Below are 22190 nucleotides of genomic sequence, written 5' to 3'. Positions count from 1 at the left end.
AGAATATACCAGTTTACTTCGTTTTATGCAAATCGCCATTTACGTACCACGGTAAAGACGATAAGCTATAGACTATATATGGAAACAGGAATTCTCTTCGCTATTATCATACTCATCCTCTCAGTGGTTATCCATGAGGTTGCACACGGGTACGCTGCGAACTCACTTGGTGATCCGACCGCGCGCGTTGCCGGCAGACTCACCCTTAACCCGCTGAAGCACATCGATCTCATGGGGTCGATCATTATTCCGGGGCTTTTGGTTCTCTCGAGTTCTCCGATTCTCTTTGGATGGGCAAAGCCGGTGCCGTACAATGCGTATAATTTGCGTAAGTACGCGTGGGCGCAGAAGTGGGGCGAAGCACTCGTGGCATTTGCTGGTCCCGGCGTGAATATCCTTATCGCACTTTTCTTTGGTGTCGTGGTACATATCGGGTCATTGTTCGGCTTCCTTACACCGGCGTTTATTGAGATAAGTACACTTGTTGTATTTATTAATATACTTCTGGCGACAATCAACCTCATCCCAATCCCACCACTTGACGGCTCAAAGGTGCTTGCGGCATTTCTACCGTCCTCTCTCGCGCAGGCATATGACCGCTTGCGCGTCACGCTTGAGTACAACGTATTCCTCGGATTTGGACTCATTCTTCTCTTTATCTATCTCTTTAGTGGTGTGTTCATACAGTTTGTCTACTCTCTTACACAACATATCGTTGGCATCTAGGAGATTATTAGAGGACGAGGAGTGTGTTTGGATACTGAGCAGATTCATTTGATTAATGGATACGGAAGAAGAGAACAAAACATCTGAAACGGAGCCTCAGCCCCGTCTTTTGTTGCATTTTTTAAGCGGGCATAGTACAGTAGTGTCCACACGCAACTGGCGTGTTTCTGTTTGAATTATGTCAACAATCAATCAACTTGCTCGAAAGGGACGAAAAAAGCCGGTCACCAAATCAAAAGCGGTGGCACTTACTCGTGGTTTCAATACACTTAAGAATCGTCCGGCATTCTACCCCTCACCATTCAAGCGTGGAGTCTGCACAAAGGTGACGACCAAGACGCCGCGTAAGCCGAACTCAGCTATCCGAAAGATTGCCCGCGTTCGTCTTACGAACGGTATGGAGGTAACCGCATACATCCCCGGTATGGGACACAACCTTCAGGAGCACTCAGTGGTGCTTCTGCGCGGTGGGCGCGTGAAAGACATTAACGTGCGCTACACGATTGTGCGCGGTAAGCTTGATGCGGAGGGGGTAGCAAACCGAAAGAAGAGCCGAAGCCGCTACGGTGCAAAACGAGAAAAATAATAACTATGCGACGACCACTCAAGAAAAAAGTAGAACTTCAGCCAGACTTCACGTATGACTCAGTGAAGGTAGCGAAGCTCATCAACTACATCATGGAACGCGGCAAGAAGAACACTGCACGCACGATTGTGTACAGAACGTTCGATGAGCTCAAGAAGAAGGGTGACCCGATCGAGATCTTCGAGACAGCGCTCCGCAATGTTGAGCCATCAGTTGAGGTGCGCTCGCGGCGTGTCGGTGGTGCAAACTACCAGGTGCCACGCGAGATTCGCGCAGAGCGACGTCTTGCGCTCGCAATGCGTTGGATCATTGCAGCTGCAAAGGCGCGTAAAGGCATGCCAATGCATAAGCGACTTGCCGAAGAGCTTATGCTCGCGTACGCAGGTGAAGGAGAGGCGGTAAAGCGCCGAGAGAATACACACAAGATGGCAGAGGCGAACAAGGCCTTTGCTCACTTCGCCTGGTAATTTTCAGGGTATCTTTAGTACAGAAGAATATCTTGCGAACTTTATAACTTTTAACTTTATAAACTGATTTTATGGCACGAGAATATCCACTAGAGAAAGTCCGCAACTTTGGTATTGTGGCGCACGTTGACGCGGGAAAGACGACGACGTCTGAGCGTATTTTATATTACACCGGGCAGAGCCATAAGATTGGTGAGGTACACGAAGGTGGAACCGTGACCGACTGGATGGAGCAGGAGCGTGAGCGTGGTATCACCATCACCGCAGCCGCAATCACGTGTTTCTGGACACCAACATACGACCGTCTTGGAGACGATGGTAAGGTAGTGGCAAGTGCCGAGAGTGACCCGACCAAACACCGATTCAATATTATCGACACCCCGGGACACATCGACTTTACCTCAGAGGTGCAGCGCTCTATGCGCGTGCTCGACGGTGCAGTTGTTGTTTTTGACGGTGTTGCCGGTGTTGAGCCACAGTCAGAGACCAACTGGCGCTACGCTGAAGACGCCTTGGTGCCACGACTCTGTTTTATTAATAAGCTTGATCGAACCGGAGCCAGCTTCGAGCGTTCATACGCGAGCATCCTTGAGCGTTTGAGTAAGGACGCGGTACGCATGCAGATTCCTATTGGGGAAGAAGAGATGCACAATGGTGTTATCGATCTCCTTACTCGAAAGGTATACCGATCAGAAGGGAATCTTGGAGAAGAGGTGATTATATCCGATGATATTCCTGAGAATCTTAAGGCTGATGTTGAGAAATATCGAGCCGAGCTTATTGAAAAGATCGTTGAGCAAGACGAAGTGGCGATGGAGAAGTATCTCGAAGGTGAAGAGCCAAGTCTCGAAGATCTCAAGAAGCTCCTTCGCAAAGGGGTAATCGCAAACGAGATCTTCCCCGTCTTTACCGGCTCAGCGCTTAAGAACAAAGGTGTGCAGAACATCCTTGACGCGGTGGTTGACTATCTCCCTTCACCACTTGATATGCCGCCGGCAAAAGGAGTAAAGCCGGGTACCGAAGAGGTCCTTGAGCGGAAAGCATCCGAGGATGAGCCATTCGCAGCGCTCGTCTTCAAGCTCCAGACCGACCCATTCGTCGGACAACTTTCATTCTTCCGTGTCTACTCCGGAGTGGTGAAGGCGGGAAGCACGGTGCTTAACGCGACAACCGGAAACAAAGAGCGTGTTGGTCGTATTGTGCGCCTTCAGGCAGATAAGCGTGAAGAGATAGGAGAGGTTCGCGCCGGCGAGATCGCTGCAGCGGTGGGAATGAAAGAGGCGAAGATTGGGCAAACACTCTGTGATCCGGCACACCCGATCGAGCTTGAGAAGATCGAGTTTCGTCTCCCTGTTATCTCAATGCGTATTGAGCCGAAGACAAAGGCAGACCAGGAGAAACTTGGTGTTGCACTTGCAAAACTCTCGGATGAGGATCCAACGTTCCGCGTTGAGAGTGATGACGAGACAGGAGACACCATCATTTCGGGTATGGGCGAGCTTCATCTTGATATTCTTGTTGACCGCATGAAGCGCGAGTTCGGTGTTGAGGCAAACACCGGTAAACCACAGGTGGCTTACCGTGAGACAATCAATGGAAGTGCCGAGGCAGAGAATAAATATGTAAAACAATCGGGAGGTCGTGGTCAGTACGGACACACCAAGATCCGCATCAAGCCACTAGCACCACTACCGGAGGACGAGAAAGAACTCGAGAAATATCTCCGCACAGTTGACCGTGAGGACCATTTTGAGTTCGTCAACTCTATTAAGGGGGGTATCATCCCGAACGAGTTCATCCCTGCGGTCAAGAAGGGAGTGAAAGAAGCAATGGAGCGCGGTATTGTTGCCGGCTACCCAATGGTGGACGTGTCGGTGGAGCTCTTCGATGGGTCATATCACGATGTCGACTCATCGGAGATTGCCTTTAAGATATCAGGATCCCAGGCGTTCCAAGATGCGGCGAAGCGTTCAAATCCGGTACTCCTCGAGCCGATTATGCGTGTTGAGATCGTTGTTCCTGAAAAATTCATGGGTGATATCAACGGGAACATCAGTTCAAAACGCGGGCAGGTAGAGAGTATGGAAGATCGTACTGGTGGGCTTAAGGTAATCCACGCCAAGGTGCCGCTTTCAGAGATGTTTGGCTACACCACCACCCTTCGCTCAATGACCGAAGGTCGCGGGAATATGGTCATGGAATTTGACTCATACATGGCTGTTCCGCAGAATGTCGCACAAGACATTATTGCGACGCGTAGTTAAAAGAGTATTATATAAGCCACAAAAAACACCAACCTGCAGGTTGGTGTTTTTTCGCGATTATCTTACTTTCTAAAGTTAATGATTTTCAGCTTCTTTTTTCTTGACTTTCACACTAGCCCTCTGTAGTATGTTCGGTACGCATTAACGCGTGTTTTTTTGTGCGGGTTCTGCCCGTTCATTTATTAGTCATTGGTAGTTCTTGGAAATAAGTTATCGTTCTCGCGCGCTTACTTCTGGGAATTCCTAAGTCATTAAAAGAAAATTATCATGACAGATTTTGATCGTTCAAAACCGCACGTAAACGTGGGAACCATTGGTCACGTTGACCATGGAAAGACCACACTTACCGCTGCGATCCTCCACGTCCTCGATATGATGGGTGGAGACTACGGTGCAAACGTGAAAGCTGTTGAAGCTATCGACAGCGCACCTGAAGAGAAAGAACGTGGTATTACCATCGCGCTTTCTCACAATGAGTACTGGACACCAACGCGCCACTACGCGCACATTGACGCGCCAGGACACGCCGACTACATCAAGAACATGATCACCGGTGCCGCACAGATGGACGGCGCAGTGTTGGTGGTTGCCGCTTCAGACGGTGTGATGCCACAGACACGTGAGCACATCCTTCTTGCAAAGCAGGTTGGTGTTCCGAAGATCATCGTCTTCCTTAATAAGGTAGACCAGGTTGATGACCAGGATCTTGTTGATCTCGTGGAGGAGGAAGTTCGTGAACTTCTCACCAAGTACGAGTTTGACGGAGAGAACGCCCCTGTTATTCGCGGATCAGGTCTCAAAGCACTTGAGGCATCATCAGCTGATGATGAGTGGGCAAAGAAGGCTGAAGAGCTTATTAAGGCGATGGATGAGTACTTCCCGCTTCCTGAGCGAGAGACCGACAAACCATTCCTTATGCCGATCGAGGACATCTTCTCAATCGAAGGTCGCGGTACTGTTGTTACCGGACGTATCGAGCGAGGAATTATCAAGGTTGGTGAAGAAGTTGAGATTGTTGGAATCAAAGACACCGTCAAGACCACAATCACCGGAGTTGAGATGTTCAACAAGCAGCTTCAGGAAGGGCAGGCGGGCGACAACGCAGGACTCTTGGTTCGCGGTATCAAGAAAGAAGATATCCACCGTGGTCAGGTACTTGCAGCGCCAGGCTCAATCACTCCTCACACTGAGTTTGAAGCAGAGGTGTACATTCTCAGCAAAGACGAAGGTGGACGACATACACCATTCTTTACTGGCTACAAGCCGCAGTTCTACATGCGAACTACTGACGTTACCGGAGAGGTGACCCTCGCTGAAGGAACAGAGATGGTGATGCCAGGTGACACGGTTACCTTCAAGGTAAAGCTTGTTGGGCCGATTGCACTCGAAGACCAACAGCGTTTCGCTATCCGTGAAGGAGGACGAACCGTTGGTGCTGGAGTCGTCACCAAGGTTGTTGCCTAAGCAACACAAACGACACTCTGTGCTACACTGGTAGTTACACGCGTGTCATCCAAAAGAGAAAAAAGAACCATGACAACTAAAGAGACAAAAGAAAAAACGACAAAGAAAGCGTCTGCAAAAAAGAAATCGCCGGAAGCTTCCGGCGGCATCGAACGCCTTCGTATCCGGGTTCGCGCCTACGAGCACAAACTCCTTGATACATCGGTGAAGCAGATCATCGATACCGCGATGCGCTACGACGCTGAGGTTGTGGGACCGGTGCCGCTTCCGACTGAAAAGAAGCGCTACACGGTAAATCGGTCTACGTTCGTACATAAGGACGCGCGAGAACAATTCGAGATGCGGGTCCATAAGCGGATGATCGACATACTCAACCCCAACCAGAAGGTCATCGAGTCGTTGACCAACCTATCTTTACCTTCAGGTGTCTCGATTGAGGTGAAGATGATGTAGTCTCTGGTTATCAGAAACACAACAAAAAACCGCCTATATAGGCGGTTTTTTGTTGTGTCAGCACCAGTGCCACATTAGATAAATTTTATGGAGAATCAGAATACTTAGAACGTTTAACCTCCAAGTGAGGTGCGGGCGCTCTACTTGCATTATTATTCCACTCCTGTATACTCTCCCTGTACCCAATTTTGGGTAGCTATGTCCGCCTCGCGGACCAATGGCAGATATTCCGCACATGGAACTCTGTCCATTGCGGATTTTTTCGTAACAATGAAATTCATTCTTGGAACAAAGCAATACATGACGCAAGTCTTTGATGAGACTGGTGCTGTGTCGCCGGCAACCGTCCTCAAGGCGGGTCCTGTGACCGTGACTCAGGTAAAGACGACCGAGAAAGACGGATACCAAGCGGTGCAGGTTGGCTTTGGTGAGAAGCACGAAAAGAATGTTGCGAGTGCACAGAAGGGGCATTTCAAAGATCTTGGCATGTTTCGTACGCTCAAAGAGTTCAAAACTGATGAGGAATTCAATCGTGGAGATGTCGTCGATGTCTCAAAGTTTGAGGTGGGAGATGTTGTTGAGGTTTCAGCTGTCTCAAAAGGTAAAGGGTTCCAGGGTGTGGTGAAGCGCCATGGTTTTGCCGGCGGTCGTCGTTCGCATGGTAACAAACACCACGAGCGAACTCCGGGTTCAATTGGAGCACAGGGTCCGCAGCGTGTGCTTAAAGGGCTTCGTATGGCAGGGCGTATGGGTGCTGACCGGGTAACGGTCAAGAACCTTAAAGTGCTTCAGGTCGACACGCAGAACAATCAGATCGTGCTTAAGGGCGCGGTACCCGGACACCGAGGAACCCTCGTTGAGATTCGTGTAAAGTAATTTTTATAGTATGGACGCAAAAGTATACAACCAAGAAGGAAAAGAGGTTCGCACCATCTCGCTCCCCGAGCAGGTCTTTGGACTTCCGTGGAATGCTGATCTCGTGCATCAGGTCGTTGTTGCGATCGAGGCAAACGCACGCACGCCCGTAGCTCACACGAAAGATCGCGGCGAAGTGCGCGGTGGCGGTAAAAAGCCATGGCGCCAGAAGGGCACCGGTCGCGCGCGTCACGGCTCAAGCCGTTCACCACTCTGGCGCGGTGGCGGTGTTACTTTTGGTCCGCGAAACGACAAGGACTACTCAAAGAAGATAAATAAGAAAATGCGCACCAAGGCGCTCTATACTGCGCTTTCACAGAAACTTCGTGATGGGGAGCTTCTCTTTGTTGATTCATTTGCGTTTGATGCGCCAAAGACCGCTGAGGCAAAGAAAACACTTGGTGCATTGTCACAGGTTGCAGGATTTGATACGCTCACCTCAAAGAAGCGCAATAGTGCTCTTGTGGTGACCGCTGATAAGGACCCTGTGGTTGAGAGGAGTTTTAATAACTTCGGCAACATGGAGGTTGGCGAGGTACGCAATCTTAATGCGCGTGACGTGTTGGCAACCAAGTATGTCATCTTCGCGAATCCATCTGAGGCACTTTCATTCCTTGAGAGCAAGGGAGCGACACGCAAAGAAGAAGTGATAGTAAACGAGTAATATGGCATTATTTCGAATAAAAAAAGACGGTGAGGAGAACGCGGCAGAAGCGGTAGCTCCGGCAGTAGAGAAGAAAACGCCGAAAGCGGAAAAGAAGGTCGACACCAAGGCTACGCCAGTTATCACACGAGACACCGCATCGATACTTACTCGTCCGCGAATCACCGAAAAAGCTACGCTCAATGCCGAGGAAGGAGTATATGTTTTCGATGTCTCCCCTCGTGCGACCAAGCACGACATTATTGAGGCGATTCAAACACTCTACAAGGTGACGCCACGGAAGATCAACATCACGAGAGTTCCGTCAAAGCGCGTGCGTGTGCGTGGATCTCGCAATCTCTTTGGAACAAAATCCGGAGGGAAGAAAGCGTACGTCTACCTTAAGAAAGGTGACACGATCAGTATCGCATAAACCAATATGAAATCATTTAAACCAATAACACCAGGACGGCGCGGCATGACACAGGTGAGTCTCAAGAAACTCACTCGATCAAAGCCACTCAAGAAACTCACAAAAGGCGGCAAGCGCTCAGTTGGTCGCAACAGTGCAGGACGAATCACAACCCGACACAAAGGTGGCGGTCATAAGCGGCGTTTTCGTGATGTTGATTTTCTCTACAATAAACGCAACATCCCGGCGCGCGTTGAGACGATTGAGTACGACCCAAATCGTTCAGGCTTCATCGGGATCATTCTCTTTGCAGACGGCGAGCGGCGTTATGTCCTATTGCCACAGTCCATTGAGGTAGGGGACACGATCACAATCGCTGATCGAGCGCCAATTAAGCCGGGCAACCGTATGCGTATGAAGCATATCCCGGTTGGTACCTTTGTATACAATATAGAGATAAAACCTGAAGGGGGTGCAAAACTCGCCCGCTCAGCAGGAAACTACGCGGAGGTCATTGGACTTGACGCGGGCTATACGCTCCTTAAGATGCCGTCAAGTGAGGTGCGCAAAGTGTCGGCCGAGGCATGGGCATCGATTGGAGAAGTCTCAAACGAGGAACACAAACTCACCAATATCGGAAAAGCGGGACGAAACCGCTGGCTCGGTAAGCGCCCAACGGTCCGTGGTTCAGCAATGAACCCAGTTGATCACCCACATGGTGGTGGTGAAGGAAAGGCAGGACGCGGCCGTCGTCGCGCAGTGAGCAAGTGGGGCAAGCCGACCGGAAAAGGTCAGAAGACTCGCACGCCAAAGAAATATTCAAACACACTCATCGTTCGCCGGAGAAAAGTTGGCAAAAAGCGATAGAACAGAAACACCCCACTCCCACGAGCGGGGTGTTTTGATTTTCTTGTTAATTCGTGCTTTTGTTAAATCAGATAATCACTATACAAGAAGGTGGCGATTATGTGGATCGGCAATATAACTGAATCCTTTTCGTGTCAGGGGGGTGGTTTTGATCATGAAATTCATCCTGTTGAGAGTTTTATATCTCAGCGAGTCGTCTTCCACAGTGTCCGGGAATACCCCGAGGGGAACAAGGTCAGAGTGGATGTATGTGTAACAAAAGGGGTGCGGCGGCTCCGAACCCTCCAAATATCGGGTGAAAATGGTTGGATTCCAGTGAGGTTTGAGGATGGGCCACGTACCTATGTGTACACAAAATAAGGGCGGCGTTACAGATAAGAGAGCGCCGTCCTTTAAATTTGACATTAGAACCTATTTCGGCTACTATACCCTGCAAGCTCGAAGAGGGCTTATTATTTTGGCTTTACATATTTTATGGCACGATCCATTAAGAAAGGACCATACGTCGAGCCTCGACTTATGCGAAAGATCGAGGGTAAGAAACCGGCAGAAGCGGGGATTATTAAGACGTGGGCGCGCCGTAGCCAGATTTCTCCCGAGATGGTCGGCTTCACTTTTGGAGTCCACAATGGTCGTGATCATGTTGAAGTATTTGTAACTGATGAGATGGTTGGTCACCGACTTGGTGAGTTTTCACCAACCAAGAAGTTCCACCGACATGGCGGTAAGATGCAGAAGGAGCTTGAACAGAAGAAGAAGGATGCCGAAATCGCAGCAGCAAAGGCAGCAAAGGCATCTGATAAGTAGTATTTATTCAATCATGAAAGCGTTTTTAAAGAATTACCGACAGTCACCACGCAAGGTTCGCCTCGTTGCTGATCTTGTTCGTGGAAAGAGTGTTCTGCGCGCACTTACGGCACTTTCATTCCTTGAAAAAAAGTCGGCACTTCCGATGAAAAAATTGATCGAGTCAGCTGTCTCAAACGCTGAACAACAAGGTGTAAAACGCGAAGAGCTCAAGGTGTCTGAGATCAAAGTTGACGAAGGGCTCTCATTTGTTCGTTTCCGAGCGCGTGCACGTGGTCGCGCAGCGCCAATCAAAAAACGTTCAAGTCACATCCACGTGGCACTAGGAAAAGTAGAAAAATAACATGACACACACTGTACATCCATACGCACACCGCCTCGGCATCCTTCGTGATTGGAAATCACGATGGTTCTCAACAAACCCGCGTGCATACCGTGAGGGTGTTAAGATCGATACCACCATCCGCGACTTTTTGATAAAGCGACTTCGCGGCATGTATGTAAGCGGTGTTGAGATTGAGCGCAATCAGAATGTGCTTAAGGTCATCATCAAGACCTCTCGCCCAGGTATTGTTATTGGTCGCAGTGGTGAAGGCAGCACCAAGATTAAAAGCGAGATCGAGAAAGTGGTACGAAAGACCGGTGTCGAGGAACTTCCTGAGATCAACCTTAGTATTGAAGAGGTTCGCACACCTGAGTCCGATGCGGCAATCGTTTCGCAGATGATTGCGGAAGGTCTTGAGAAGCGCATGCCGTTTCGTCGCGTCCTTAAGCAGACCGCAGAGAAGGTCATGGCAAACCGTGACGTTAAAGGGGTGCGCATCGCGGTATCAGGACGCCTTGGTGGTGCAGAGATGTCGCGCCGCGAGGAGGTGAAAAAAGGACGTGTGCCACTTCAGACATTTCGTGCGGATATTGATTTTGCGCGCGAAAAGGCGTATCTTCCGTATGGGGTTATCGGCATCAAAGTGTGGATCTACCGTGGTGAGGTGTTTGAGAATGATAAGTAAACACGTATGCTATTTCCGAAGAAAGTAAAATTCAGAAAGTGGCAGACCGGACGCACCAACAAAGATAAGGTGCACGCGGCAGCACGCGGAACAAGAGTCTCTTTTGGCTCACACGGGCTTAAGGCAACCACTGGCGCGCGAGTGACTTCAAATCAGATTGAGGCAGCGCGTCGCGTGATTAGCCGTTCACTCGGCAAGACTGGCAAGACATGGATCCGCATCTTCCCTGATCGACCGTTTACACGAAAAGCTGCCGAAGTGGGTATGGGTAAAGGTAAAGGAGATCCGCAAGGATATGTTGCTGAAGTCCGTCCGGGGCGTATTGTCTTCGAGATTGACGGAGTAAGCGATGTTGTCGCTCGTGAAGCGCTCCGCAAGGCTGGCGCAAAGCTCCCGCTTAAGAGCAAGGTGGCAACTCGAGAAGGATAATAATATGACGGAGATTAAGAAAAAAACAGACAAGGACTTGATAAAGACGCTTAACGAGAAGCGTGAATCTTTGCGCGCCTTTCGTTTTGGTATCTCAGGAAGCAAGACACGTAACGTCAAAGAGGGACGAAACACCCGCAAAGAGGTCGCACGCATCCTTACCGAGCTTAAGAGCCGAGGGTAAATAAACACGATATCATCATGGAATCGAAACAAACAAATCAGACCGAGAAGACAACCGAAAAGAGAGTTTTCAGTGGTGTGGTCGTGTCCAACAAAATGAAAGATACGGTGGTGGTTCAGGTGTCGCGTTACACCAAACATCCGAAGTATAAGAAGTTTATCAAGCGATCAAAGAAGTACATGGCGCACGATACAGGCAACACAAAGCAGATCGGTGAGAGAGTTTCCATACAAGAGACACGCCCGTATTCAAAGAATAAGTCATTTGTCGTCCTTAATGGCGAGACTAAGTCTGATTCATAATCTTTCTTCTTAATTTTAAATCCATGATTCAACCGCAAACAAAAGTAAAGATAACTGACAACTCGGGCGCAAAAATAGGCGTGGTATTCAAGGTGCTTGGCGGATCGAAGCGACGCTATGCGCGCATTGGTGACCTTGTGGTACTCTCAGTAAAGAGTGCTGAGCCGCGCAAGCAAGTGAAGAAGAAAGACGTTGTGCGTGGTATTGTGGTCCGCCAGAAACAGCCATTTCGACGCAAAGACGGTTCGTACATCCGGTTCGACGAGAACGCGGTGGTTATTGTAGAGAAGGAGAAGAAAGAACCAAAAGCAGGACGTATCTTCGGTCCGATCCCACGAGAGATTAGCGAGGCTGGATACCAGAAGATCGTCTCGCTCGCACCAGAAATTGTTTAGTGAAATCAATATGAAGATAAAGAAAGGAGACAAAGTACAAGTAATCGCAGGAAAGGACCGGGGAAAGACCGGTAAGGTGCTTCGTGCGCTCCCACGAGAGGACAAAGTGGTCGTTGAGGGGGTAAACGTGAAAAAGCGTCACCAGCGTCCAACGGCGCAGCGCCAGCAAGGACAAATCATCGACAAGACGCTCCCGGTCCATGTATCGAATGTTATGGTGCTTGACCCGAAAAGTGGAACACCAACCCGTATCGGAATCAAAAAAGTAGACGGCAAGTATACGCGTGTCGCGAAAAAGAGTAATACCACACTTGAATAAATAGTATGTCAGTAACAAAAGAAAGACAAAAGAACATCTTTTCAGAAATCAAGGAGCGTTTTGGATATACAAACGTGTTCCAATCGCCGCGTATTCAGAAAGTGGTCGTCTCAGTTGGTACCGGGTCACTCAAAGATAAGAATAAGGTCCAGGTGATCCAAGATCGTCTCATGAAGATCACAGGACAGAAGCCTTCAGCGCGACCGGCGAAGAAATCTATCGCAACCTTCAAACTTCGCGAGGGAGACATTGTCGGATACCAGGTAACACTCCGTGGTGCGCGCATGAACGATTTTCTGGATAAGCTTATTCACATCGCGCTTCCGCGCACCCGCGACTTCCGTGGCATCAAACGCTCAGCGCTCGATGAGATGGGCAACATCACCATCGGCATCAAGGAGCACACAATCTTCCCCGAGACACCGGACGAGGAGCTTCGCGATGTCTTTGGGTTCGCGGTGACGATCACCACCACCGCCCGCACGAAGGAAGAAGCAGCGGCACTCCTTGAGAATCTCGGCTTCCCACTTCAAAAAGAGGAGAGTTAAAGGGTAGAATTGACTTTGGACGGTCAGCCTGATACTATAGGCCGAGCGTCACAGAACGCTTTTTTAGTGAAGCACCGAGTCGCGACATCTCAGTCGGGACGACAATGCTGAACTAACCCCGTGAGATGTGTCGCGAAGCGACACGCTTCCGCCCTAAGGCGGAAGATTTCATCGGGGTCGGAGTATAGAATCACCGAACCCCAGTGAAATCCCGCACCGCAGGGCGCGGGTGCATCACCAAAGTGATGCATTTCACGGGGTGTAAGATCTAGTAAGCGCGCTATCGCTTGCGACTATATCTAAATATGGCAAAGAAATCAGTAATCGCACGATCAGAGAAGACACCGAAGTTCAAATCCCGCGTAGTACGGCGATGTTTTCGATGTGGCCGCGCACACGGCTACATGCGCGACTTCGACCTCTGTCGGGTTTGCTTCCGCGAACTCGCAAACGAAGGGAATATCCCCGGTATTAAGAAAGCATCATGGTAGGAGACCCAGTAGGAGATTTCATCATACGAATTAAAAACGCGTCTGCCGTTGGGAAAGATGTGGTCTCTGCGCCATACTCAAAGTTCCGCCAGGCGATTGCCGATGTGCTCAAGCAAAAAGGCTACCTTACATCAGTGGAAGCGAAAGGTAAGAGTGCACAGAAAGTGCTCGAGGTTGGGCTTCGTTACGACAAAGCCGGCAAGTCCGCACTTCACGGCATCAAGCGCGTATCACGCCCTGGCCGTCGTTTGTATGTTGGAGCAAATGAGATTAATCCGGTGAAATACGGAAAAGGGTCGCTTATCATCTCAACCCCGAAAGGAGTGCTTACTGACGAAGAAGCGCGCAAAGAGCGTGTTGGTGGAGAAGCACTCTTTAAGATCTGGTAGAAATTTACATATGTCACGTATTGGAAAACAGCCCGTCATCATTCCTGAGAAGACCGAAGTCAAGATTGTTGATGGTGTCGTCTCAGTAAAAGGACCACTCGGTGAGCTCTCGCGCCCTCTACACAAGGCGGTCTCGGTTGCTGTTAAGGAGGGTGAAGTGGTTGTCTCACCGGTAAATGATTCAAAAGCAGCGACTGCGCTCTGGGGTACTTTTGCATCACATATTAAGAACATGGTCGCCGGAGTGAATCAGCCATTTGAGAAGAAACTTATCCTTGAAGGAGTCGGGTATCGTGTCTCTCTTTCCGGCAAGAACCTCGAGCTTATTGTTGGTTTCTCACACCCGGTTATTCTTGAGGTTCCTGAAGGACTCACCGTAGTGGTTGAAAAGAATACAATCAGTGTCTCAGGTTCCGACAAAGAGAAAGTCGGTAAATTTGCAGCTGAGATCCGTGCGGTAAAGAAGCCGGAGCCATACAAAGGCAAGGGTATCCGCTATGAAGGTGAAGTCGTACGACGAAAACAAGGTAAGAAGACTGTCGGGTAATCCTGATCTAAAAAGATAGCTATGATTGGCAAAACAAAAAAAGAACAACGCGCTCGCAGACACTCACGCATCCGTGCGAAGGTGTCAGGAACCAGTGCGCGTCCACGACTTGCGGTGTTTCGCTCAAATACTCGCATCACTGCGCAGATTATTGACGATAGCGCGGGGAACACGCTTGTGTCTGTTTCTTCCGCGGGGAGCAAAGGCACACCTCGTGAGCGCGCTGAGGCTGCAGGTATGAGGGTCGCAGAGGAGGCAAAGAAAAAGGGTATCACCAGCGTTGTATTTGACCGCGGTGGGTTTCTTTATGCGGGAAGCATTAAAACGTTTGCGGATAGTGCCCGTGCCGGAGGTCTTGAGTTTTAATAGAGAGTAGTAATCGATATGACAAAAGAAACCGCAACAATAGAAAAAAACGATACCCAGGCGACATCCGGCGTTGATGTAAATCCTGCGAAGAATACCTTTAAGAAGAATCCGCGCAGGATCGTCCGTCGAGCAGATCGCGCACGTTCCGAGTTCATACAGAAGATCGTGTCAATTCGTCGAGTAGTCCGTGTTGTTGCTGGAGGTCGCCGCTTCAGCTTCTCGGTTACCATGGTGCTTGGCGACAAAAAAGGGCGTGTGGGTGTTGGTGTCGGAAAAGCAAGTGACACTGCGCTTGCGATCGAGAAGGCGACGCGCCAGGCAAAGCGAAACATGATCACCGTGCGTACCACCAAAGAGATGAGTATCCCTCATGATGTGTCCGCCAAGTATGGCGCATCACAGATTCAGATCATCCCGTCTCCCGGGCGTGGTTTGGTGGCGGGAAGTTCAGTGCGTACTGTACTTGAACTCGCCGGGATCAAAGATGTGACGGCGAAGATTTTCTCGCGAAGCAAGAACAAGCTTAATAATGCTCAAGCAGCAATTAAGGCATTACAAGATCTTCAGGCATAATCCAACCATCATGCAGCTTAACGAACTACAACCAAAGACAAAGCGACAGACCAAAAAGCGTGTCGGTCGTGGGGGGCTCCGTGGTAAAACATCGGGGCGTGGTATGAAGGGACAGACCGCGCGTGCAGGGCACTCTCTTCGACCAGAGATGCGCGACATCATCAAGAAGCTCCCCAAACTCCGTGGGCACGGCAAGAACCGAGGGCGCACCGTCAACAGCAGCGTGGTTAAACCAACACCGGTAAACCTCAGCACCATTAACGCGCTCTATAAGAGTGGTGAGCAGGTGACACCGGAGACACTTCACACACATGGTGTGATTACCCAGGCGGGTGGACGACTCCCTGTAGTAAAGATTCTCGCAAAGGGTGAGATCAGCAAGAAGGTATCAGTTTCTAAGTGTCTTTTCTCCGAGGCTGCGAAGGTGGCGATTGAGAAGGCGGGAGGATCGATTGCATAAAAATATGTTCGGAACACTTTTCAGTAAATTTTCTCTCGTAATCAAGGACAGCACACTTCGTAATCGTTTGCTGTTCATTGTGTTTGCGTTGGTAGTGTTCCGTCTCCTTGCCGCTATTCCTATCCCCGGTATTGACCTGGTACAGCTTCAGAACTTCTTCACAAACAACCAGTTCCTTGGTCTCCTCAATATCTTCTCAGGAGGTGGGCTTGCAAACCTCTCGATCGTAATGCTTGGTGTCGGTCCGTACATTACCGCCTCGATCATCATGCAACTCCTCACTATCATGTCGCCGAAGCTCAAGGCGCTATACCAAGAAGAAGGGGAAGCGGGGCGAAAGCGATTCCAGCAGTATTCACGCCTACTCACTCTTCCGCTTGCGCTCGTTCAAGCGTTCAGTTTTTATATTTTGCTTCAGCGTCAAGGTATCATCACCGACACAGATTTCTTTACCACTCTCACCAATGTCGCGGTCATTGCGGCTGGCTCGATCCTTCTGATGTGGATCGGTGAGCTTATCACTGAGTTCGGTATCGGAAACGGTGTCTCGCTCATTATCTTTGCGGGTATCGTCGCAAGTCTCCCGACAACCGTCAGTCAACTTATCTTTGCGTTTGACATCTCTCAGTTGCCACTTTACCTCGGATTCGTCCTCGTGGGCATCTTTATCACAGCGGGGGTTGTGGTAGTTACTGAAGCGGAGCGCCCTATCCCAATTACCTACGCGCGTCGTGTGCGCGGCATGAAGGTATACGGCGGCATGTCGACTTACCTCCCACTCCGAGTCAATCAAGCTGGTGTGATCCCAATCATCTTCGCACTTTCGTTTCTGCTCTTCCCGCAGATGGTTTTCAGTTTTCTCTCAAATCTTGGTATCGCGTATGTGAGTCCTGTTTCAGCCGCGATTGTGAATGGCCTCTCAAATCAGGCAATCTACGCAGGTATCTACTTCCTTCTTGTGTTTCTCTTTACTTACTTTTACACCGCAGTTACCTTTGATCCGGATCAGACTTCAAAGAATCTCCAGAAGAGCGGCGCATTCATTCCTGGTGTCCGTCCGGGTCGCATGACCTCGGAGTATCTCGCGAAGATCCTCACTCGCCTCACACTCGTTGGGGCCCTCTTCCTTGGCGGTATTGCGGTATTACCACTTGGTATGCAAGCAATCACCGGCATCACTGCGCTCGCAATCGGTGGTACCGCGCTTCTTATTGCAGTATCAGTGGTGATTGATCTAGTGAAGAAGGTTGATGCGCAGATCTCTATGCGCGAGTATTAAACCGTCAAAATCGGCAAATTACTTCGTCGGTTACGGAAAGAAATCTTTTTCTTGCCTCCCGTACTTTATCCGATTTTGACGGTTTACATGTATCTGCTTTTTCGTGTTTTAAGCGAGCAGGTTTAGCCTCTTCGTTCTTCATTCGATTTTGGCGATCCTAGTGGATTCTGTCGCATCCACTTTCAACTTTTAGCCATTACCCGTATACTGATTTCATGCAACCCAAAACAATTATCTTCTTTGGACCCTCAGGAGCTGGCAAGGGTACTCAGGCAGATGTGCTCAAAGCGCATATTGAGACTTCGTACCCACAGACACCAATGCTCTCTTTTGACGGTGGTGAAGAAATTCGCTCATTCATAAAAGAGCATCCGGGTGCAATAGCACAGCGTGCGGCAGGTATCATCAATGAGGGGAATCTCTTGCCATCTTTTATTCCAATTTGGCTTCTTTCGAGTTTTCTTATTGCGAACTATACAGGGAAAGAATTCCTCATGCTCGATGGGGTGCGCCTCCTGCCGGAATTTAAGATGCTTGAAGAAGCACTCGAATTCTTCGGTGCGCCACAGATGCACGCGATTATTCTCGATGTCCCTGAAGATATTTGCCGTGACCGTTTACGGAATCGCGGAAGAAAAGACGACCTTGACGACGAGTACGTTTCCAAACGTCTCACTTGGTATAGTACAGAAGTACTCCCGTCGATTGAGTATCTCCGCGAAAAGGATGGGTATTATGTCCATGATATCAATGGCGATCAGTCGGTCGAAGATGTGCAGAGAGACATCCGTGCCGCACTCAATATCGACTAACTTTTAATACAATCTAATAATCTAGAACCTAATCCCTAACACCTGGAAAATGATCGCTAACGAACAAGATAAAGAGAAACTTCGCGAATCGGGTCGCCGTCTGGCGACCGTGCTCCAAACACTTGCAAAGGCTGTAAGACCGGGCATGACTGTGCGTGAGCTCAACGATATGGCGGAAGAGATGATTCGCGAGCATGGCGATACGCCCGCATTTCTCGACTATAAGCCGCACGGTGTGTCCCGACCGTTCCCGGCAACGCTCTGTGTCGCAGTTAATGACACAGTGGTGCATGGCATTCCAACCGAGCGGAACACTGTGCTTCAAGACGGCGACATCGTCGGACTTGATACCGGGCTTATTCATGACGGCTACGCATCCGACAGTGGTATCACGGTACCTGTTGGTAATATCGATAAAGAGACACAGGAGCTCCTCCGAGTGACCCGCGAAGCGCTCTACGTAGGGATTGACGCGGCACGTGTCGGGAATACGACGGGCGACATCGGGCACGCAATACAGGAGTTCGTGCGCCCCTACGGCTACGGCATTGTCCGCGAGCTTTGCGGGCATGGTATTGGGAAGAGTGTTCACGAAGGGCCGCAGGTTCCAAACTACGGCAAAGCGGGCGAGGGAGAGGAGCTTAAAGAGGGTCTGGTGATTGCCATTGAGCCAATGCTTAACATGGGTGGCGCCGATGTTATCTTTGAAGATGACGATTACACGGTACGTACCGCCGATGGTTCGCGTAGTGCGCACTTTGAGCACTGCATCATCATCACCAAAGACGGCCCGGAAATACTCACGGAAGTCTAAAATATACGGACATGGGGTGTCTGTATATCTGCAAAAGTGAAAGCCGCGCTCAGAGAGCGCGGCTTGTGCGTTGTGCAGGGAGTCTTCAGATGCCCTTTTCTTCGAGACTGGTCCGTTCTTGACCGATGTCTGCGGAGCCCCCGCCGATGAATCCGCCACCACCTCCGGTGATGTCGCCACCCGACGGTTTGTGGATGATGATGGGTTTCCAACAGAGTTTTTTCATGACGTCCTCCATTAGTTCTCAAAGCAGAATTGCTACGATGATTCTGTAAAAACTATACCATAGAATAATCCGTTTTCCACTTTCAACTTTAAACTTTTGACTTTATACTTGTTCTTATGTCAAAACACAGCAAAGAGAGAACACTCGTTATTATCAAACCGGATGGCGTACAGCGCTCACTCATTGGAGAAGTTATTTCACGTTTTGAACGTGTCGGACTCAAAATGGTGGCGCTTAAGATGGCTGTTCCTGAGGCAGGTCAAGTAGAGGCGCACTATACTCTTGATCCATCGTGGCGCACAGTTACCGGCGAGAAAGCTATCGAGTCATACAAGAAGAAAGGGCTCACTCCACCTTCAGAAGACCCGCTTGAAGTCACTGCGAAGATACTTGAGAACCTCAAGAAGTACATGACCTCAGGGCCGGTCGTGCTCATGGTGCTCCAGGGAGCGCACGCAGCAGAGTTGGTACGCAAGATTGTTGGCTCGACGGAACCACTCTCGTCAGACGTTGGGACCATTCGCGGTGACTACGTCCTCGATTCATACCGCATGGCAGACGGCGATGGGCGTGCGGTGCGTAACATTGTGCATGCATCAGGCTCAGCTGAGGAGGCAGAGAATGAGATCAAGCACTGGTTTGTGGAGGGTGAGCTTATCAGCTACCGCCTCATTTCAGACGAGATCCTCTACGACGTTAATATTGATGGGATTTTAGAGTAGTCCCTGGAAGGCTTACATAAGCCAAAAATAAACGCCAGGCTGTGCCTGGCGTTTATTTTTGTGCACATTTGCACCTTCGCACGAGGAGAGTACAATATAGACAGGGGAGAAGAAAGTATTATCCACTTAGTTACTTATCCAGGGAGCTTAAAATGCATTAAGTATGTGCATGACACGGCACATCGCTGAGGGCACCCACGTGTACAACACTGGGTAAGTACTTTCATCCCCCTTAACAAAAAACCGCCTCGTGCGGTTTTTTGTTTTTGTTCTTCTCTTGAATACAGACACCAAGAGATCAATACAGTATCACTTTCAACTTTTGACTTTCAACTTTATACTTACTCTATGCACAAACATCCACTCTTCATACTCTGGTTCATGCTACTTGTGATGATCGCGGTGCTCCATGCGTCGGCAATTGAGTTCTATCTCTACTGGACGTACTCGTGGTTTGATACCATGATGCATTTCCTTGGCGGGCTTCTTGTTGGGCTCGCATCGCTCTGGCTTTTCTTTGAGTCTGGTTACATCTGCGTCGCACGTAGTCTGACCAAGACGCTCCTTGTTGCCGGAGGGGCGATTGTTATTGTTGGGGTCGGGTGGGAGGTGTTTGAAGTGCTTGCGGGGATCCCGATTGAGAACAATTATGTACTCGACACCACCACCGATCTTGCTATGGATGCACTCGGTACGATTTTCGCGGTAATATTTTTTACTACCATATATGGTAGTAACCAAAATGGAACAAAATATGGAACAAAATAAAGATACAGAAGTGAATAAAGCAGCGATCACGTTTTACGGCGGCGCCGGTGGCGTGACCGGGGCAAACTTTCTCTTTGAGTTTGAGGACGCGCGGATTCTCGTTGACTGTGGGTTCGTGCAAGGCGAGCAGTACTGTCACGATTGCAACTACGACCCGTTTCCGTATGATCCGGCATCAATCGACATACTCTTTGTGACGCACGCACACGCGGACCATATTGGGCGTATCCCTAAGCTTGTGCGCGACGGCTTCCGTGGGAAGATATACTCAACACCGGCAACGCGCGACTTGGCAAGGGTGATGTTCGAAGATGCGCTTACGATTCTTGCGCATGAGGCGCGTGAGCGAGGTAAGCCGATTATGTATGAGAGAGAAGACATCGACCGTGCGCTCAATCAGTGGGAAACAATCAGGTATCACGAAGAACAATCGTTTCCGCAAGGTTTCTCCGTAACCCTAAAGGATGCCGGGCACATCCTTGGCTCAGCAATACTTGAATTTGCTTACGACGGAAAGAAGATAGTCTTTACTGGAGATCTTGGCAACTCCCCATCACCACTTCTTCCGGACACAGAGAGTATTAAAGGAGCAACACACTTGGTGATGGAGAGTGTCTATGGTGACCGTAATCACGAAGGGAAAGATGATCGGGAGGGGCTCCTTGTAGAAGCTATTAAGGATACGATCTCTCGGAAAGGAACATTGCTCATTCCTGCATTCTCGCTTGATCGGACGCAGGTCCTTCTCTATTTTCTCAATAATCTTATTGAGGATGGGGTTGTACCTGAAATCCCTGTGTTTCTTGATTCGCCGCTTGCGATACGCGCGACGGATATATATACCCGTTATTCCGATGATTTTAAAGATGAGGTAAGAAAGGAAATTAGAGAAGGAGACAACATCTTCCAGTTTCCACTTTTTAAGAAGACACGCACTGTCCCCGAGTCAAGAGTCATTATGAAGACGCCGGGTCCGAAGATCATCATTGCCGGTTCGGGGATGTCGGTTGGGGGGCGTGTACTCGAGCATGAGAAGCACATTCTCTCTGACTCGAAGAACACGCTACTCTTCATTGGCTACCAGGGTGCCGGGACGCTTGGTAGACGACTCAGAGAGGGGGCAAAGGAGGTAACGATCTACGGTGATAAAGTTTTTGTGCGTGCCGAGGTGCGCGCTATCGACGGTTTTTCTGCGCACAAAGACTCCGACCACCTCATCGACTTTGTTGCTGACGCAAAAGACACACTCAAGCAGGCATTTGTCGTGATGGGGGAGCCAAAGGCGTCACTCTTTCTCACACAGCGTTTGCGTGATGAACTTGGCGTGAATGCCACCGTCCCTGAAAAGGGAAGTCGCGTTGAGCTCTTTTAGAATATAAAGAAAAACCGCCGCACCCTTGAGTGCGGCGGTTTCGGCTCATTCGCCGATGGCGACGAACGATGCTCCACGATTGAAGTAGACACGAGTAAGACCTCCTCCGAATAGATTTGGGCGTTTCTCTTGAATACCCTCACGGACTTTTTCGATAAGTTGCTTCGGTAGCGGAAGTAGGTGAGGGCCTGGCAAGTTTTCCTCGATCGCGCGCCTGACCATCTCCATCCCCAGATCTTGCTTTCTGTGCTCAAAGCCTGGGCAGGTGAGAAGATCGTGCTGATACCCAGGTTTGCGTTTAGCCTCCTGGTACTTCCGCTCCTCAAAAGGGCCCCACCAAAATTTTTCTTCGTCGATGGGTACATGAAGGGGTGTGAGTCCGTCATAGAACCCAGCATCTGAAACTTGATGGGTTTGATGTAAAAATTCGATATTGCCACAATGGGCACAGGGGAATCCGAGCATGGCACGTTCCTTTCCTTAACCTTGTGTGATGTCTGTGGATACCATACAAGGAAGTGGCAGGGGACGCAAGTATACAAAACCGCGGCGCAAAGCGCCGCGGTTTTTCTGATGA

33 protein-coding genes are annotated in these 22190 nt (G+C 49.7%); 31 read left to right on the top strand and 2 right to left on the bottom strand.

Going from position 1 to position 22190, the window contains the following annotated elements; genetic code table 11:
• Positions 1 to 78: 78 nt before the first annotated feature.
• From OQJ98_00745 to map, 28 genes are all read left to right on the top strand, one after another.
• Positions 79 to 726 carry a site-2 protease family protein gene (locus OQJ98_00745; protein ID MCW9054497.1) on the top strand — a complete coding sequence of 216 codons (648 nt, stop codon included), beginning with the start codon at positions 79 to 81 and terminating at the stop codon, positions 724 to 726.
• Between the two features lie 178 nt (positions 727 to 904).
• Entirely contained in the window at positions 905 to 1312 is a 408-nt protein-coding gene (rpsL, locus tag OQJ98_00740) for a 30S ribosomal protein S12 (GenBank protein ID MCW9054496.1), read from the top strand.
• A 5-nt stretch (positions 1313 to 1317) separates the two neighbouring features.
• Positions 1318 to 1779 carry a 30S ribosomal protein S7 gene (rpsG, locus tag OQJ98_00735; GenBank protein ID MCW9054495.1) on the top strand — a complete coding sequence of 154 codons (462 nt, stop codon included), beginning with the start codon at positions 1318 to 1320 and terminating at the stop codon, positions 1777 to 1779.
• Between the two features lie 71 nt (positions 1780 to 1850).
• A complete protein-coding gene (gene fusA / locus OQJ98_00730; protein MCW9054494.1) occupies positions 1851 to 4043 on the top strand; it encodes an elongation factor G in 2193 nt (730 codons plus the stop codon).
• A 267-nt stretch (positions 4044 to 4310) separates the two neighbouring features.
• Complete coding sequence (gene tuf / locus OQJ98_00725; protein ID MCW9054493.1) at positions 4311 to 5507, top strand: elongation factor Tu; 1197 nt, start codon at positions 4311 to 4313, stop codon at positions 5505 to 5507.
• A gap of 69 nt (positions 5508 to 5576) precedes the next feature.
• Positions 5577 to 5960: a 30S ribosomal protein S10 gene (rpsJ, locus tag OQJ98_00720; GenBank protein MCW9054492.1), complete on the top strand. Its 384-nt coding sequence runs from the start codon at positions 5577 to 5579 to the stop codon at positions 5958 to 5960.
• Between the two features lie 270 nt (positions 5961 to 6230).
• Positions 6231 to 6836 (top strand): 50S ribosomal protein L3, encoded by a 606-nt coding sequence (gene rplC / locus OQJ98_00715; protein ID MCW9054491.1) that lies wholly within the window; start codon positions 6231 to 6233, stop codon positions 6834 to 6836.
• A 10-nt stretch (positions 6837 to 6846) separates the two neighbouring features.
• The gene (gene rplD / locus OQJ98_00710; GenBank protein MCW9054490.1) at positions 6847 to 7539 is read left to right on the top strand and encodes a 50S ribosomal protein L4; all 693 of its coding nucleotides are present in this window, start codon (positions 6847 to 6849) and stop codon (positions 7537 to 7539) included.
• 1 nt (position 7540) lies between these two features.
• Positions 7541 to 7951, top strand: coding sequence for a 50S ribosomal protein L23 (locus tag OQJ98_00705; GenBank protein MCW9054489.1), 411 nt, complete (start codon positions 7541 to 7543; stop codon positions 7949 to 7951).
• A gap of 6 nt (positions 7952 to 7957) precedes the next feature.
• Positions 7958 to 8797: a 50S ribosomal protein L2 gene (gene rplB / locus OQJ98_00700; GenBank protein MCW9054488.1), complete on the top strand. Its 840-nt coding sequence runs from the start codon at positions 7958 to 7960 to the stop codon at positions 8795 to 8797.
• A 474-nt stretch (positions 8798 to 9271) separates the two neighbouring features.
• A complete protein-coding gene (rpsS, locus tag OQJ98_00695; protein ID MCW9054487.1) occupies positions 9272 to 9604 on the top strand; it encodes a 30S ribosomal protein S19 in 333 nt (110 codons plus the stop codon).
• A gap of 13 nt (positions 9605 to 9617) precedes the next feature.
• Entirely contained in the window at positions 9618 to 9947 is a 330-nt protein-coding gene (gene rplV / locus OQJ98_00690; GenBank protein MCW9054486.1) for a 50S ribosomal protein L22, read from the top strand.
• Position 9948: 1 nt separating this feature from the next.
• Entirely contained in the window at positions 9949 to 10614 is a 666-nt protein-coding gene (gene rpsC, locus OQJ98_00685) for a 30S ribosomal protein S3 (protein MCW9054485.1), read from the top strand.
• A 6-nt stretch (positions 10615 to 10620) separates the two neighbouring features.
• Positions 10621 to 11043 (top strand): 50S ribosomal protein L16, encoded by a 423-nt coding sequence (rplP, locus tag OQJ98_00680; GenBank protein ID MCW9054484.1) that lies wholly within the window; start codon positions 10621 to 10623, stop codon positions 11041 to 11043.
• A gap of 4 nt (positions 11044 to 11047) precedes the next feature.
• Positions 11048 to 11227: a 50S ribosomal protein L29 gene (gene rpmC, locus OQJ98_00675; protein MCW9054483.1), complete on the top strand. Its 180-nt coding sequence runs from the start codon at positions 11048 to 11050 to the stop codon at positions 11225 to 11227.
• Between the two features lie 17 nt (positions 11228 to 11244).
• Positions 11245 to 11529, top strand: a complete 285-nt coding sequence (gene rpsQ / locus OQJ98_00670) for a 30S ribosomal protein S17 (GenBank protein MCW9054482.1) — start codon at positions 11245 to 11247, stop codon at positions 11527 to 11529.
• Between the two features lie 23 nt (positions 11530 to 11552).
• The gene (gene rplN, locus OQJ98_00665; protein ID MCW9054481.1) at positions 11553 to 11924 is read left to right on the top strand and encodes a 50S ribosomal protein L14; all 372 of its coding nucleotides are present in this window, start codon (positions 11553 to 11555) and stop codon (positions 11922 to 11924) included.
• A gap of 10 nt (positions 11925 to 11934) precedes the next feature.
• The gene (gene rplX / locus OQJ98_00660; protein MCW9054480.1) at positions 11935 to 12243 is read left to right on the top strand and encodes a 50S ribosomal protein L24; all 309 of its coding nucleotides are present in this window, start codon (positions 11935 to 11937) and stop codon (positions 12241 to 12243) included.
• Positions 12244 to 12248: 5 nt separating this feature from the next.
• Positions 12249 to 12791 carry a 50S ribosomal protein L5 gene (gene rplE, locus OQJ98_00655; protein ID MCW9054479.1) on the top strand — a complete coding sequence of 181 codons (543 nt, stop codon included), beginning with the start codon at positions 12249 to 12251 and terminating at the stop codon, positions 12789 to 12791.
• Positions 12792 to 13096: 305 nt separating this feature from the next.
• On the top strand, positions 13097 to 13282 hold the full coding sequence (locus OQJ98_00650; protein MCW9054478.1) for a type Z 30S ribosomal protein S14: 186 nt from the start codon (positions 13097 to 13099) through the stop codon (positions 13280 to 13282).
• On the top strand, positions 13276 to 13671 hold the full coding sequence (rpsH, locus tag OQJ98_00645; GenBank protein MCW9054477.1) for a 30S ribosomal protein S8: 396 nt from the start codon (positions 13276 to 13278) through the stop codon (positions 13669 to 13671). Before OQJ98_00650 ends, rpsH begins: the two co-directional genes overlap by 7 nt.
• Before the next feature lie 10 nt (positions 13672 to 13681).
• Complete coding sequence (gene rplF, locus OQJ98_00640) at positions 13682 to 14218, top strand: 50S ribosomal protein L6 (protein MCW9054476.1); 537 nt, start codon at positions 13682 to 13684, stop codon at positions 14216 to 14218.
• Positions 14219 to 14239: 21 nt separating this feature from the next.
• The gene (gene rplR / locus OQJ98_00635) at positions 14240 to 14584 is read left to right on the top strand and encodes a 50S ribosomal protein L18 (protein MCW9054475.1); all 345 of its coding nucleotides are present in this window, start codon (positions 14240 to 14242) and stop codon (positions 14582 to 14584) included.
• Between the two features lie 18 nt (positions 14585 to 14602).
• Positions 14603 to 15160 (top strand): 30S ribosomal protein S5, encoded by a 558-nt coding sequence (locus OQJ98_00630; protein MCW9054474.1) that lies wholly within the window; start codon positions 14603 to 14605, stop codon positions 15158 to 15160.
• Positions 15117 to 15620, top strand: a complete 504-nt coding sequence (gene rplO / locus OQJ98_00625) for a 50S ribosomal protein L15 (GenBank protein MCW9054473.1) — start codon at positions 15117 to 15119, stop codon at positions 15618 to 15620. Before OQJ98_00630 ends, rplO begins: the two co-directional genes overlap by 44 nt.
• A gap of 4 nt (positions 15621 to 15624) precedes the next feature.
• Positions 15625 to 16899 carry a preprotein translocase subunit SecY gene (secY, locus tag OQJ98_00620; GenBank protein MCW9054472.1) on the top strand — a complete coding sequence of 425 codons (1275 nt, stop codon included), beginning with the start codon at positions 15625 to 15627 and terminating at the stop codon, positions 16897 to 16899.
• Positions 16900 to 17114: 215 nt separating this feature from the next.
• Positions 17115 to 17711, top strand: a complete 597-nt coding sequence (locus OQJ98_00615; GenBank protein MCW9054471.1) for a nucleoside monophosphate kinase — start codon at positions 17115 to 17117, stop codon at positions 17709 to 17711.
• 49 nt (positions 17712 to 17760) lie between these two features.
• Positions 17761 to 18525 carry a type I methionyl aminopeptidase gene (gene map / locus OQJ98_00610; GenBank protein MCW9054470.1) on the top strand — a complete coding sequence of 255 codons (765 nt, stop codon included), beginning with the start codon at positions 17761 to 17763 and terminating at the stop codon, positions 18523 to 18525.
• 85 nt (positions 18526 to 18610) lie between these two features.
• Here the strand turns inward: map and OQJ98_00605 are convergent, their stop codons facing one another.
• Entirely contained in the window at positions 18611 to 18751 is a 141-nt protein-coding gene (locus OQJ98_00605; protein ID MCW9054469.1) for a hypothetical protein, read from the bottom strand.
• A gap of 116 nt (positions 18752 to 18867) precedes the next feature.
• On the opposite strand from OQJ98_00605, the gene OQJ98_00600 reads away from it, so the two are divergent.
• From OQJ98_00600 to OQJ98_00590, 3 genes are all read left to right on the top strand, one after another.
• Complete coding sequence (locus OQJ98_00600; GenBank protein ID MCW9054468.1) at positions 18868 to 19473, top strand: nucleoside-diphosphate kinase; 606 nt, start codon at positions 18868 to 18870, stop codon at positions 19471 to 19473.
• A 348-nt stretch (positions 19474 to 19821) separates the two neighbouring features.
• The gene (locus tag OQJ98_00595) at positions 19822 to 20241 is read left to right on the top strand and encodes a hypothetical protein (protein ID MCW9054467.1); all 420 of its coding nucleotides are present in this window, start codon (positions 19822 to 19824) and stop codon (positions 20239 to 20241) included.
• Positions 20228 to 21613, top strand: a complete 1386-nt coding sequence (locus OQJ98_00590) for an MBL fold metallo-hydrolase (protein ID MCW9054466.1) — start codon at positions 20228 to 20230, stop codon at positions 21611 to 21613. Before OQJ98_00595 ends, OQJ98_00590 begins: the two co-directional genes overlap by 14 nt.
• Before the next feature lie 45 nt (positions 21614 to 21658).
• Here OQJ98_00590 and OQJ98_00585 read toward each other — a convergent pair whose 3' ends face one another.
• A complete protein-coding gene (locus tag OQJ98_00585; GenBank protein ID MCW9054465.1) occupies positions 21659 to 22078 on the bottom strand; it encodes a hypothetical protein in 420 nt (139 codons plus the stop codon).
• Positions 22079 to 22190: the final 112 nt, after the last annotated feature.

Source organism: Candidatus Paceibacterota bacterium, assembly GCA_026195275.1.
Taxonomy (GTDB): Bacteria; Patescibacteriota; Minisyncoccia; order Phycocordibacterales; family JABMNX01; genus JABMNX01.
Note: the sequence above shows the minus strand (reverse complement) of the source record. Positions and strands in the feature narration are given on the sequence as shown.

What these genes read in the sequence shown, in the direction of transcription:
- OQJ98_00590 (MCW9054466.1), top strand. Translation starts at nt 20,228, where the DNA reads ATGGAACAAAATAAAGATACAGAAGTGAATAAAGCAGCGATCACGTTT.
- OQJ98_00745 (MCW9054497.1), top strand. Translation starts at nt 79, where the DNA reads ATGGAAACAGGAATTCTCTTCGCTATTATCATACTCATCCTCTCAGTG.
- rplE (MCW9054479.1), top strand. Translation starts at nt 12,249, where the DNA reads ATGTCAGTAACAAAAGAAAGACAAAAGAACATCTTTTCAGAAATCAAG.
- OQJ98_00605 (MCW9054469.1), bottom strand. Translation starts at nt 18,751, where the DNA reads ATGAAAAAACTCTGTTGGAAACCCATCATCATCCACAAACCGTCGGGT.
- rplD (MCW9054490.1), top strand. Translation starts at nt 6,847, where the DNA reads ATGGACGCAAAAGTATACAACCAAGAAGGAAAAGAGGTTCGCACCATC.
- rpsC (MCW9054485.1), top strand. Translation starts at nt 9,949, where the DNA reads ATGACACACACTGTACATCCATACGCACACCGCCTCGGCATCCTTCGT.
- rplV (MCW9054486.1), top strand. Translation starts at nt 9,618, where the DNA reads ATGAAAGCGTTTTTAAAGAATTACCGACAGTCACCACGCAAGGTTCGC.
- rpsL (MCW9054496.1), top strand. Translation starts at nt 905, where the DNA reads ATGTCAACAATCAATCAACTTGCTCGAAAGGGACGAAAAAAGCCGGTC.
- tuf (MCW9054493.1), top strand. Translation starts at nt 4,311, where the DNA reads ATGACAGATTTTGATCGTTCAAAACCGCACGTAAACGTGGGAACCATT.
- rpsJ (MCW9054492.1), top strand. Translation starts at nt 5,577, where the DNA reads ATGACAACTAAAGAGACAAAAGAAAAAACGACAAAGAAAGCGTCTGCA.
- rpsH (MCW9054477.1), top strand. Translation starts at nt 13,276, where the DNA reads ATGGTAGGAGACCCAGTAGGAGATTTCATCATACGAATTAAAAACGCG.
- rplO (MCW9054473.1), top strand. Translation starts at nt 15,117, where the DNA reads ATGCTCAAGCAGCAATTAAGGCATTACAAGATCTTCAGGCATAATCCA.
- rpsS (MCW9054487.1), top strand. Translation starts at nt 9,272, where the DNA reads ATGGCACGATCCATTAAGAAAGGACCATACGTCGAGCCTCGACTTATG.
- OQJ98_00650 (MCW9054478.1), top strand. Translation starts at nt 13,097, where the DNA reads ATGGCAAAGAAATCAGTAATCGCACGATCAGAGAAGACACCGAAGTTC.
- OQJ98_00615 (MCW9054471.1), top strand. Translation starts at nt 17,115, where the DNA reads ATGCAACCCAAAACAATTATCTTCTTTGGACCCTCAGGAGCTGGCAAG.
- map (MCW9054470.1), top strand. Translation starts at nt 17,761, where the DNA reads ATGATCGCTAACGAACAAGATAAAGAGAAACTTCGCGAATCGGGTCGC.
- OQJ98_00705 (MCW9054489.1), top strand. Translation starts at nt 7,541, where the DNA reads ATGGCATTATTTCGAATAAAAAAAGACGGTGAGGAGAACGCGGCAGAA.
- rplX (MCW9054480.1), top strand. Translation starts at nt 11,935, where the DNA reads ATGAAGATAAAGAAAGGAGACAAAGTACAAGTAATCGCAGGAAAGGAC.
- rpsG (MCW9054495.1), top strand. Translation starts at nt 1,318, where the DNA reads ATGCGACGACCACTCAAGAAAAAAGTAGAACTTCAGCCAGACTTCACG.
- OQJ98_00585 (MCW9054465.1), bottom strand. Translation starts at nt 22,078, where the DNA reads ATGCTCGGATTCCCCTGTGCCCATTGTGGCAATATCGAATTTTTACAT.
- secY (MCW9054472.1), top strand. Translation starts at nt 15,625, where the DNA reads ATGTTCGGAACACTTTTCAGTAAATTTTCTCTCGTAATCAAGGACAGC.
- OQJ98_00600 (MCW9054468.1), top strand. Translation starts at nt 18,868, where the DNA reads ATGTCAAAACACAGCAAAGAGAGAACACTCGTTATTATCAAACCGGAT.
- rplN (MCW9054481.1), top strand. Translation starts at nt 11,553, where the DNA reads ATGATTCAACCGCAAACAAAAGTAAAGATAACTGACAACTCGGGCGCA.
- rpsQ (MCW9054482.1), top strand. Translation starts at nt 11,245, where the DNA reads ATGGAATCGAAACAAACAAATCAGACCGAGAAGACAACCGAAAAGAGA.
- OQJ98_00630 (MCW9054474.1), top strand. Translation starts at nt 14,603, where the DNA reads ATGACAAAAGAAACCGCAACAATAGAAAAAAACGATACCCAGGCGACA.
- rplR (MCW9054475.1), top strand. Translation starts at nt 14,240, where the DNA reads ATGATTGGCAAAACAAAAAAAGAACAACGCGCTCGCAGACACTCACGC.
- rplB (MCW9054488.1), top strand. Translation starts at nt 7,958, where the DNA reads ATGAAATCATTTAAACCAATAACACCAGGACGGCGCGGCATGACACAG.
- OQJ98_00595 (MCW9054467.1), top strand. Translation starts at nt 19,822, where the DNA reads ATGCACAAACATCCACTCTTCATACTCTGGTTCATGCTACTTGTGATG.
- rpmC (MCW9054483.1), top strand. Translation starts at nt 11,048, where the DNA reads ATGACGGAGATTAAGAAAAAAACAGACAAGGACTTGATAAAGACGCTT.
- rplC (MCW9054491.1), top strand. Translation starts at nt 6,231, where the DNA reads ATGAAATTCATTCTTGGAACAAAGCAATACATGACGCAAGTCTTTGAT.
- fusA (MCW9054494.1), top strand. Translation starts at nt 1,851, where the DNA reads ATGGCACGAGAATATCCACTAGAGAAAGTCCGCAACTTTGGTATTGTG.
- rplF (MCW9054476.1), top strand. Translation starts at nt 13,682, where the DNA reads ATGTCACGTATTGGAAAACAGCCCGTCATCATTCCTGAGAAGACCGAA.
- rplP (MCW9054484.1), top strand. Translation starts at nt 10,621, where the DNA reads ATGCTATTTCCGAAGAAAGTAAAATTCAGAAAGTGGCAGACCGGACGC.